Annotated in this window: 1 protein-coding gene; it reads left to right on the top strand. The window is 40.4% G+C overall.

Annotation, left to right across the window (positions count from 1 at the left end; genetic code table 11):
- Positions 1-1,340: type IV secretory system conjugative DNA transfer family protein (locus L950_RS25330; RefSeq protein ID WP_021191084.1), on the top strand; the 1,340-nt coding region annotated here is incomplete at both ends.

Raw genomic sequence — 1,340 nt, 5'->3', positions numbered from 1 at the left:
TTCAATAACGAAAACGAGAGCTTTCAGCAGGAAACTAAGCTGATGGAAAACGAATATTCCGTAAACCTGCCCACCAAATTTTACTACAAAGGCAAATGGAATAACGGTTGGATAAACATTGTCAATCCTTTCAGGGCATCCATCGTGTTGGGTACTCCGGGTTCCGGTAAATCGTATGCTATCGTAAACAACTATATCAAGCAGCAGATTGAGAAAGGCTTTAGTATGTACATCTACGATTTCAAGTTTGACGACCTTTCCACTATTGCCTACAATCACTTAATGAAGCATCGGGATAAGTACAAAATTCAGCCAAAATTTTACGTGATAAATTTCGACGACCCACGCAAGAGCCACCGTTGCAATCCACTCAACCCAGACTTTATGACGGATATTTCAGATGCTTACGAAGCGGCATATACCATAATGCTGAACCTCAATAGGTCGTGGATACAGAAGCAAGGGGATTTTTTCGTGGAAAGTCCAATTATATTGCTTGCAGCTATTATTTGGTATCTGAAAATCTATGAGGATGGCAAATATTGCACGTTCCCACACGCCATTGAATTGCTTAATAAAAAGTATTCGGACGTGTTCACGATTTTAACCTCATACCCTGATTTGGAAAATTATTTGTCGCCGTTTATGGATGCGTGGCAAGGTGGCGCACAAGACCAGTTACAAGGTCAAATCGCATCGGCAAAAATTCCGTTATCAAGAATGATTAGCCCGCAACTTTATTGGGTAATGACAGGCGACGATTTCACGCTCGACATCAATAACCCGAAAGAGCCAAAGATTTTATGCGTAGGCAACAATCCCGACCGTCAAAATATTTATTCTGCCGCTTTGGGTTTGTACAATTCAAGAATTGTCAAGCTGATTAATAAAAAGGGACAGCTAAAGAGTTCTGTTATCATAGATGAGCTGCCCACAATTTATTTTAGGGGACTGGACAATCTTATCGCAACAGCGAGAAGCAACAAAGTTGCAGTTTGCTTAGGCTTTCAGGACTTTTCGCAATTAACAAGGGATTACGGCGACAAGGAGAGTAAAGTAATACAAAATACCGTAGGTAACGTTTTCTCCGGTCAGGTAGTTGGCGAAACTGCTAAAAGTCTTTCAGAGCGTTTCGGTAAAGTATTACAAAAACGCCAAAGTATGACAATTAACCGCAACGATAAATCTACCTCTATTTCCACACAGTTAGACAGCCTTATTCCGGCTTCCAAAATTTCAACGCTTACACAGGGTATGTTTGTCGGTTCTGTATCAGATAACTTTGATGAACGTATCGAGCAGAAAATATTTCACGCTGAAATTGTAGTAGATAATGAAAA

This window comes from Sphingobacterium sp. IITKGP-BTPF85, assembly GCF_001006065.1.
GTDB lineage: Bacteria > Bacteroidota > Bacteroidia > Sphingobacteriales > Sphingobacteriaceae > Sphingobacterium > Sphingobacterium anhuiense.
Note: the sequence above shows the minus strand (reverse complement) of the source record. Positions and strands in the feature narration are given on the sequence as shown.